Annotated in this window: 9 protein-coding genes and 2 pseudogenes; 9 read left to right on the top strand and 2 right to left on the bottom strand. The window is 36.9% G+C overall.

Annotation, left to right across the window (positions count from 1 at the left end):
* From AC1DOS_RS14295 to AC1DOS_RS14255, 9 genes and pseudogenes are all read left to right on the top strand, one after another.
* On the top strand, positions 1-1,349 hold a 1,349-nt coding region (locus AC1DOS_RS14295; RefSeq protein ID WP_477538031.1), incomplete at its 5' end, for an alanine/glycine:cation symporter family protein.
* 313 nt (positions 1,350-1,662) lie between these two features.
* Positions 1,663-2,361 carry an ABC transporter ATP-binding protein gene (locus tag AC1DOS_RS14290; RefSeq protein ID WP_477538030.1) on the top strand — a complete coding sequence of 233 codons (699 nt, stop codon included), beginning with the start codon at positions 1,663-1,665 and terminating at the stop codon, positions 2,359-2,361.
* Positions 2,351-3,643, top strand: coding sequence for an ABC transporter permease (locus tag AC1DOS_RS14285; protein WP_477538029.1), 1,293 nt, complete (start codon positions 2,351-2,353; stop codon positions 3,641-3,643). The genes AC1DOS_RS14290 and AC1DOS_RS14285 overlap by 11 nt, the downstream gene beginning before the upstream one ends.
* Before the next feature lie 737 nt (positions 3,644-4,380).
* Positions 4,381-4,815: a hypothetical protein gene (locus AC1DOS_RS14280; RefSeq protein ID WP_477538028.1), complete on the top strand. Its 435-nt coding sequence runs from the start codon at positions 4,381-4,383 to the stop codon at positions 4,813-4,815.
* 61 nt (positions 4,816-4,876) lie between these two features.
* A complete protein-coding gene (locus AC1DOS_RS14275) occupies positions 4,877-5,644 on the top strand; it encodes a hypothetical protein (protein WP_477538027.1) in 768 nt (255 codons plus the stop codon).
* 70 nt (positions 5,645-5,714) lie between these two features.
* Complete coding sequence (locus AC1DOS_RS14270; protein ID WP_477538026.1) at positions 5,715-6,473, top strand: hypothetical protein; 759 nt, start codon at positions 5,715-5,717, stop codon at positions 6,471-6,473.
* A gap of 198 nt (positions 6,474-6,671) precedes the next feature.
* Positions 6,672-7,178 carry a hypothetical protein gene (locus AC1DOS_RS14265; protein ID WP_477538025.1) on the top strand — a complete coding sequence of 169 codons (507 nt, stop codon included), beginning with the start codon at positions 6,672-6,674 and terminating at the stop codon, positions 7,176-7,178.
* Between the two features lie 67 nt (positions 7,179-7,245).
* Positions 7,246-7,475: pseudogene (locus AC1DOS_RS14260) on the top strand (malic enzyme-like NAD(P)-binding protein); the annotation flags it as partial.
* Positions 7,476-7,548: 73 nt separating this feature from the next.
* Positions 7,549-9,117 (top strand): amidohydrolase, encoded by a 1,569-nt coding sequence (locus AC1DOS_RS14255; RefSeq protein ID WP_477538024.1) that lies wholly within the window; start codon positions 7,549-7,551, stop codon positions 9,115-9,117.
* A gap of 263 nt (positions 9,118-9,380) precedes the next feature.
* On the opposite strand, the gene AC1DOS_RS14250 is transcribed toward AC1DOS_RS14255, so the two are convergent.
* Positions 9,381-9,905: an isoprenylcysteine carboxyl methyltransferase family protein gene (locus AC1DOS_RS14250; RefSeq protein ID WP_477538023.1), complete on the bottom strand. Its 525-nt coding sequence runs from the start codon at positions 9,903-9,905 to the stop codon at positions 9,381-9,383.
* 2 nt (positions 9,906-9,907) lie between these two features.
* Positions 9,908-10,068: pseudogene (locus tag AC1DOS_RS14245) on the bottom strand (type III polyketide synthase); the annotation flags it as partial.

Here is a 10,068-nt window from a genome sequence, read left to right as displayed (position 1 = left end):
TCCTTCAAGTACGATTGTTAAAAGACATGATCGCTCACATGTTTAAAGGTGAAAAATCAGATGCCGGCGTTTCTTCATTCCAAGCATTTTCAATGGCTTTGTCAGGACGAATTGGGACAGGAAATATAGCGGGTACAGCAACTGCAATCGCATTCGGAGGTCCAGGGGCAATTTTTTGGATGTGTGCCATTGCATTTATTGGGGCTTCTAGCGCATTTATAGAATCAACACTGGCTCAGATTTATAAAGTGAAGCAAAATGGGCAATATCGTGGAGGTCCAGCCTACTACATAGAAAAAGGGATCGGTTTAAAATGGTATGGGAATATATTTGCGATTGCCACTATTGCCGCTACAGCTTTTTTGTTACCTGGGACTCAATCGAATGCGATTGCAGTTGGGATGGAAAATGCATTTAGTTTGCAACCATGGGTAACGGGTACTGCTATTACAGTCATTCTTGGATTTATTATAATTGGTGGTGTTAAACGGATTGCACATGTGGCTCAAATAGTAGTGCCTTTTATGGGAATCATTTATATGGTTTTTTCAATTGGAATTATTATCTTTCACATTGCAGAATTACCAGATGTATTAATGCTAATCCTTCGAAGTGCTTTTAACTTAGACGCCACTTACGGTGGAATGATGGGGTCGGCAATTGTTTGGGGAGTCAAACGAAGCATATACTCTAACGAGGCGGGTCAAGGAACTGGAGCACACGCTGCCGCAGCTGCGGAGGTGTCTCATCCGGTAAAGCAAGGACTTGTTCAAGCATTCTCTGTGTATATAGATACGCTGTTTATATGCACGGCTACAGCTTTAATGATTTTACTTACAGGTATGTATAATGTTCAACCCGATGGCAGTGGCAGTATGTTCATAGTTGAAAACTTACCAGGTGTTGATGCAGGTCCAGGATACACCCAAGAAGCAATAGATTTTGTCATACCTGGAAAAGGGGCTGGCTTCGTAGCGATTGCACTATTCTTTTTTGGATTCCCCGCAATTATGGCCTGCTATTACATTGCTGAAGTGAATGTAGCTTATTTAGTAAAAGGTATACCTTATAAAATTGCCGTTTTTTTATTAAAAGTTATTCTGTTATCTTCTTCATTTTATGGAGCGATTCGAAGTGCAGATCTTGCTTGGGCGCTCGGTGATGTAGGTTTAGGTATTATGGTTCTGCTGAATTCTGTAGCACTTTTGCTTTTAGCGAAACCGGCACTTGTTGCGTTAAAAGACTACGAAGAGCAAAAAAGGAAAGGAAAAGATCCAGTTTTCAATCCTACAAGACTTGGAATCAAAACCGCTGATTTTTGGGTAAATAGCTTTAAATATAAAAAATAAATATCGAAGGAAAACATATATTTTTTTGTTTTGTACACTTTTACTGAAAACTATCTATTCTCAACATACTTGCGGGTATCTGTATCTTCATTATTTTTAAGGATATTGCAATCGTTTCTTGTGGATTGGCGTTTATCGTCTAAGTAATACTTGGATTTAAAACCTTAAAACCCTACATAAGAAATAAAAACGATGACTTTAGATTTCTGCAGTCATCGTTTTTTAATTTCCTTAAGAATATCTTCATTATTTTCCTACCTTTTCCTTCAGACTTATTGGTTACACTAAGAATACTTGAGGGGAGAGAAAATGAATGATTCAAATAAGAGATTTATGCCATACATTTTCGATTGGAAAAAGAGGAAAAGAAAAACGGGTACCTGTATTAAAAAATGTGTCACTTGAAATTGAAAAAGGGCAAATTGTTTCAATTGTTGGTAAAAGTGGCTCTGGAAAGTCTACTTTGCTCCATGTATTAGCAGGATTTATGAAACCGGAATCAGGATCAATTCAAGTAGCCAATCAAGAAACCGCACTTTTGTCTGAGAGTGARCACGCTGCTTTCCGCTTAAATCATTTCGGATTTATCTTTCAAAACTTTCAATTAATGCCTGGTTTAACGGCCTTTGAAAATATTGAACTTCCTTTGAAATTAAAAGGGGTGCCCAAAAAAGAACGTCAAATTAATGTGGAAGCATTAGTGAAAAAAGTGGGATTAACTCAAGTCGCAGATCATTATCCAAATGAATTATCTGGAGGTCAGCAACAACGAGTAAGCATTGCAAGGGCACTAGTTACGAATTCGCCGATTATTTTAGCAGATGAGCCGACAGGTAGTTTAGATTCTGAGACAGAGCAAGAAATTCTTTTGTTAATTCAATCGCTCAATGAGTCTCTTGGATTAACATTTGTCATTATTACTCATGACGATGAAGTAGCGAATATTGCGCATAGAAAGTATCGTCTCCACGATGGCGCATTAGTAAATGGAGGTGTGTTACATGTCGTTTAGAGACCAAATTGACTTTATTCGTCAGCATATGAAGAAGAATAAATTACGTGTATTTATGACTGTTCTTGCAGCTACGATGGGATGTGCATTTTTAATCGTTTTAGCATCTGTTGGATTTGGACTACATAAAACAATGACAGATGAAATGATGTCTAATCAACTCCTTACAGAGGTAAGGATTTTTGGCAGGGAAGATGGCGATTCCCAAATTACAACAGCCGATCAACAAAAGATGAGCGAACTTGAAAACGTCAAGGCGGTGGTAAGTCGGTCATACGTTGATGGTGTTACCTCCATTTCAATGAATGACCGGACAGGCCAAGGGGACGTCCAATTAACAAACCTAAAAGAAGAAGAAAAAGCAAATTTGGCTTTATCTGAAGGTGAGATGCCAACAAAACCGAATGAAATTGTCATTGGCTATCACTTTGCTCAAAAATTATTGACAGAAGCTGAAACTGAATTAGCCTCACAGTCTGAAGATGAAATTCCTACCGGATATACAGAAAGTATGATTGGTAAAACAATTTCATTAGAACTCACGCCGTTGACTGAAGAAAAAAGTGACCCAAAGGTATGGGATTTTGTAGTAACAGGAGTTGCGAAGGAGCCGGCCAAAGATTGGATGATGGATCTTCGTGTATTAATAGATGAATCCTACCGCACTGAATTTCAAGAGTTTACACAACCAGAAGTACCTGCGGAAGAAAGTTATTTCGAAGTGTACGTATACGCAGATGATATTCAACATGTAGGGGCAATTACGGATACATTGAAAAATGATGGCTATAATGTGTATTCAATAACAGAAGAAATGGAAACGATGGACTTATTCTTTACTGCACTAAAGGCAGGATTGTTATTTGTTGGAACCATTGCAGTACTCATCTCATCAATAGGTATTTTTAACACGATGACAATGGCCGTTACAGAAAGAACACGAGAAATTGGTGTTATGAAAGCAATTGGAGCGAATCCCAAACTCATTCAACGATTATTTTTGATAGAAAGTACATGGATTGGTGTATTAGGAACAATAATTGCTGTTACTTTGTCCTATGGTATCAGTTATTTAGCGAATTGGATCATCCCAGAAATCGTCATGAACATCGTAGCAGAAGAAGGAATGGAAGACATCAGTGTGACAATTTCATTAATCCCATGGCAACTTGTGGCTATTGCATCCTTTATAAGTATAGGAGTGGCGATGATTTCAGGATGGAGGCCAGCTAGGAAAGCTACGAAGATTGATGTTATTCAAGCATTGAGACAGGAGCTATAAAAAGGTAATATTTACTCGTAAAAAGAGCCTAATTTCACATTTGTGAAATAGGCTCTTTTTGTTGTTATTACCAAAAGGGAAATAATCTTTTGAAAAAAGGGATTAGGTGTCTCAGGAATATTAAACATTTCCCAATGTGAAATAGCTCTTTTGGAGAGATATTAGTATCTCTTCTTAATATTCGACGATTTCTCCCAAAAAAAGTAATTTATTCGACAGAAGCTTACATAACCTCCTATGTACTAAGAAAAGTAAATGATTTACATTGAATTAGTAGGAAAAACGATTCACTAATTCAGGTTTTTTAAAATTTGTTTTTTATAACAAAGTTAAAAAGAACTATCGTAACATTATTCATTTAAACATAAAGTCATCTATTTTAGGTATCTTGAATCAACAGATATTTAAAAAACTACTCGAAAAGAATCTCCAGATCTCGATTCATTTRATGAGCCTAATGAGATGAAAAATGAGCAATAAAAGAATTGTGAATTTAGGTATAAAGCACATTGTGCTTTTACTATAAAAATTTTGGCCGTGAGCCCCGAAGGAGAGGAAAAATGAATAGAGTATTCAATTCGGGTTAATTTTACCAGTGATTAAACTAGTAATCGCAGACGTTTTAGAAGAGGCTCAGGTTGATTTAAGCGGAAAATACAACTGATGTAAATATTGTTGCGGATGCAACAATTCCTATCTCTTTTCTGATAGAGAATATTTATAACAGTTGGAAAGGAATGGTAACCATAAAAAAGATTTTTGGCATTATTCTTACGTTCACCTTTTTAATAGGAGCAGGATCGATTTATGCAAATGTCGACTCAGCAGCCAACCTCTCTAATTGGTATGAAAATTCATTTCAGAAGAAAAGTAGTGAGTTAGGTACTGCAACAGCAACAGGAATCTTTAAAACTATAAGAAATGCAAACGTGTTTGTTGAAGGAACTAAAGAAACTATAGGTTCTATCATAGAAAGTTTTCGTGATGAACAAGTTAAAAAAGTGGTAGCTGAAATCGTTGATTATCAAAATGACATTGAGAATCAAATCGATACTACAGTTACTGAGTTGGAAAAAGAAAACTTTGACGATTACGCTGAAAAAGCCGAAGTTGAAGAAGAAATCGAACAAGATATCGAAAATATCTTGGAAGAAGTATTAAGTGAACAATAAAATGAATTTCTCTATAGATGAAAATTCATCCAAAAAACAAAACCACAAAGGGGACATTTAAATGTTAAAAACAATCAAAGGTAAAGTAATCGCAGGAACAGTATCAGTAGTTTTATTATCAAGCGCTGGAGCAGCATTTGCGAGTTCGAATGCGGGAACAAAATTGCAAAATTGGTACGCTGGTCAATTTGGAGAAGCTACTTCAGACATTGTAGGAAATGTGGAAAGTAATGTATCAGGAAGAATTAATGGTTTAGCTACTGAATACGAAGGCTTAAAAACAGCTGCAGGAACAAGTATTAGTACTGATGGAACTAATGCAACTAATACAGCAAGTGGTAAAATTGAAACAGAAACTCAAGAACACATCGATGCTATTAATGCGAAACAAACTCAAATTGAAGGTTATATGAATGGTCAGTTTGCAGCACTTAAATTTGCGGCAAACGGATTAATTAACCAAGCTGGAAGTGCAGCATTGGGATATGCAAATAATGATTTAACTACTTTCACAGGAGAAAAAGGTAATGCAGCACTTACTAGCTTGACTTCAAAACTTGACACTGATACAGATGAAGCAGTTGCTGAATTACAACAAGCTATCACTGATGCAAAAAATGAACTTCAAGCTCAATTAGATACAAAAGAAGCTGCTACTACAGCTGATATTATAGCTGCCATTGATGCTAAAATTGTTGAACTTCGTGGCAAAATCACGGCTAAACGTGATGCTTTAGTTGCTGCTCAAAAACTTCTTATTGACGCAAAAGCACTTGAGCTAGAAACTGCAGCTAAAGCAGAATTACAAGGCGTAGTTGACGGCATTTAATTATCACTTTTAATCATCAATAGGGACCTCGTAGTTCGAGGTCCTTATTCTTTTCAATGGAGGAATTAGTATGTTAAGTAGAAGTGATAGATACAAAAAACAAAAGAAAAAACGGAGACTGCTTCAGGTATTTGGTGCTCTGATTATAAGTGTTAGCATTGGTAGCGGTGTAACTACTGTTAATGCTGATCAAGACATCAGTAGCTTGCTGACTAACTGGTTTAACGGTAAACAATCAGCATCTATTCAAGAAATAGATAAAGCAATTACGGCAGAAAAAGAATTACTTAAGCTGGAATTGAAAGAAGCTTTGAAAGCAGAAATGCAAGCTGCCGAACATGAATTAGATACATTCACAGTTGCAGAAAAGAACGCACGCATTGCTTCTTTAAATAAATATGCAGAAGAATTAATAGCTAAAATAAACATAGATAACAGTGCTGAAAAAGCGAAAGTTACTAATGAATTAAACGCAATTATTGCAAATGCTATCAAAAATATGGATGCAGTAAAAATCTCACCAGCGACTCCAAAACCAAAACCCGAAAAACCAAAAGAAAACTCAAAACCAAAACAAACACCAGAACCACCAACAGTTACTGAACCAGTTCCAGAACCTGTAATCGAACCACCAGTTGCAGTACCAGTTCCAGAGCCTGTAACAGAACCAGTGCAACCACCAGTTGCCGAACCAACACCAGAACCAGTAACAGTAACMGAACCAATCACTGAACCAAATTCTGATCCTGCTTCATCTGATGCAATTATTGATAGTCCTCAAGCAAATCGTAATACGGATGTTGAGGATGAAAAAGTAGGAGTGGAGTAGGATTTATACATTGGATTACTTGAAGGCTCTCAAAAAGGGCCTTTTTTATTTTGATAATGATAACAAGGTGGGAAAAATCATAATAAGAAGTTATGAAAGTTTCTGAGATAAAGGTCTTTTTTCATCATTCAAATTCAGTTATAAATACATATAGATTTGGAGAGAATGGTTATAGTTGCTGGAAAGGTGTGATAAATCATGAAAAAAGTTCTAAACATTATTATTTTATCTTTTATATTTTTTAGTGCAGGGTCTATTTTCGGGACGGGTGGTTTTGATACCAAATCCACTGTTCGGAATATTGATTCACTACAAACGCAAACTATTGAGTTAGGGTATACATCTGCAATTGATGTTTGGAAAACCTTCAAGCAAGTTGAATTTTTCATAATAGAATCACAGGAAAACATGGAAGCGACAATCAATCAATTTCGGGATGAGCAAGTGAAGTTAGCTGTTGCTGGCCTCATTAATTATAAAAGTGCTACTAAAAGCAAACCAGATGTTTCTTCATCGGGTACAAAATCAGTATTAGAAGTAGAAGAACCAATAATACCCGTGACTAATGATTTACCACCAAAACAAGAACCAATGCTCAAGACATCGGGATCACCTGAGTCAACAACAACTACCTCAAATGATTCACTGGAAGATAGTCCTGAATTAAATCGCGATACTGATGTAATAGATAAAATGTTGGAATAAATTTTAATACGCTTTAATAATTGAAGGCTCTCTAAAAGAGTCTTTTTATTTTGGTTAAATGCACTTGTTTGCAGCAGATGGCCGATCAGTTAATAATGCACTGGGTTTTCCAGGAATTTTCCGTGGAGCATTAAATGCAGGTGTTAATGATATTACCTATCCGATGTTTGTTGCCGCAGCAGCACTGCTATCGCAAATCACACGAAGCCAGGTGATTTAATTCCAAATCCTTTAGACCCAACTGTTCATCAAGTAGTTGCAAGAGCAGTTGAATTAGCTGCACAATCAAACGAATAAACAAAAACCGTCATCATTCCATTGTGAATGAGACGGTTTTTGTTTTATGATGAGTAGAGATGGGGGTGCCTACATGACAAAAGTTTGTTATCATCATGCAACATTTTATACGATGAAAAGTATCAACGATACAGTGGAAGCTGTATTAGTGGGAAATGGCAAGATTATTGAAATTGGGTTATTTGAAGATCTAAAAAAGCAAGCTGATCAATGTATCGATCTACAGGGCTCATTTGTCTATCCAGGCTTTGTCGATAGTCATATCCATTTGATTGGACATGGAGATAAATTGCGTCAAATTGATCTTTCTACATATACTTCTGCAGAAAAAATGACTGCAGACTTACAATTACTTCTTAACAATCATCCAAGTGGTGAATGGTTTGTAGCCGAAGGATGGAATGAAAATAACTTTGCTGATCAAAAAATCCTTTCTCGATATGAATTAGACAAGTTATCTTCTGGTCCTCTTGCGTTAAAAAGAGTTTGTCGACATGCCATGATTGTGAATTCTGCGGCACTCCAAATAGCTGGAATAACAAGAGATACCCCTGACCCAGATGACGGTGTCATTGTAAGAGACGACAGTGGGGAGCCTACGGGTTATTTATTAGATGGGGCAAAAGCTATTATTGAAAAGCATATTCCTGAAGTTTCTATCAATCAATTGGTCATTTCCTTAGAAGCCGCAGTTAATGATTTACAATCGCGCGGATTTACTGGCGTTCATACAGAAGATATGAGTTATTACGGGAAGTATTCAAAACCACTTCAAGCATTTAAAGAGGTTATTGGTGAAAGTCGGAAGTTCCGTGTTAATTTGTTACGTCATCATACTGTGTTTGATGAAATGAAAGCTGAAGCGAATTATGATGAACCTTGGATTGAACCGGGGGCTATGAAAATATTTATTGATGGCGCTCTTGGAGGACGTACAGCGTTGCTTAGTGAACCATATGCTGATGATCCAACAACACAGGGGGTATCCATTCACTCGCAAGAAGATCTGAATGCATTAGTAGCAAAAGCACGTTCTTATGGTGAAGCGGTAGCAGTTCATGCCATAGGTGATTTAGGTATGGAAATGATCGTAGAGGCAATTGAAACACATTCTGTTCCTACAGGTAAACGAGATCGTCTCATTCATGCAAATGTGTTGAGAGAAGAATTAGTAACAAGGATGGAAAAACTAGATGTGGTACTCGATATTCAACCTAGCTTTGTAACTTCCGATTTTCCGTGGGTAAAAGAACGACTTGGAAATGCACGAATGGACTGGGCATATGCATGGAAAAAACTAACGAATCGGGGCATGATGCTAAGTGGTGGCTCTGACTCGCCAATAGAAGAAGTGGATCCGCGCCTTGGTTTATATGCAGCGGTGACCAGAAAAAAACCTGAAGAAACACACGATGGCTATCAACCTGAAGAGAAATTATCTCGTTTTGAAGCAATTGCTCTATACACGATAGGCAGTGCGCAAGCTATTTGTAAGGAACATGAACGAGGCTACATTGATATCGATTTTGATGCAGACTTTACCGTGTTTGATCGTGATTTGTTTGAAGGACCAGACGAACAACTACTTAATGCACAAGTGGTGAAAACGATTATTGCAGGAGATATTGTCTTTGAAAAATAATTAGAAAAAACGAGTAGCGGGAGATGCTACTCGTTTTTCTTTGTCAAAATAGTAACCCTCTGCTTTTTGACTACTCAATTATGGGTTTCATCCCTCACATTAGTTTCTGACCATTAGTTGGAGGTTTTCGACCATTCAACTGATGTTTCCATCCACTCATTGAAGGTTTCCGACCATTCGCCTGGAGAACGACACCAATCCTCCCTAAAAAGACAACAAGATCGTTTTTACTCGAAGGAAAAGGTTACGCCAAACTAAAAAACTCAAAAAACTTCTTTATAATCAGTCACTTCACGTAACGCTGCTTCTTCTTTTGGTATCCGTACACTTAAAATAATTATATTCAATAAGGTAAAGACGATTGCTGTGAAATACGCCTCAAACATCAATGGAATGATAATGATTTCGCTTGTTACCACAACGTAATTAGGATGTCGTATGAAGTGAAATGGTCCTTTTTTCACCACATGTGCTCCTGGTAAAACGAGTATTTTCGTATTCCAAAAACGACCGAGGGATGCAATGACCCAGACTCTCATTATTTGTAAACTTATAAATACCACAAACAAAAGTAACCAAAAGCGGGACACAGCTTGTTTGAAAACCATAAATTCTATGATTAAACTAATAAAAAACCCAATATGAATAGCCACCATATAAGGGTAGTGATTGGCACCTACTTCATAACCACCTTTGGATTTTATCCATTTTTCGTTATTTCGGGCCACCAATAATTCTAAAATTCGCTGAAAGATAATAAATCCAACTACACAAATGAAAAGTGTCATTATTATTGCCATTCGAGCAAAATAAGCTCACCACTAAATCCAGGTCCGAGGGCTGTTAAGAGTCCTTTATCTCCAACATGGCAATCTAGCTTCATGAAATCTTCCAATACATAAAGTACCGTTGGAGAGGACATATTGCCATGTTTTCGAAGGATACCTCTAG

This window comes from Paenisporosarcina sp. P5_A11 (assembly GCF_056400705.1).
Note: the sequence above shows the minus strand (reverse complement) of the source record. Positions and strands in the feature narration are given on the sequence as shown.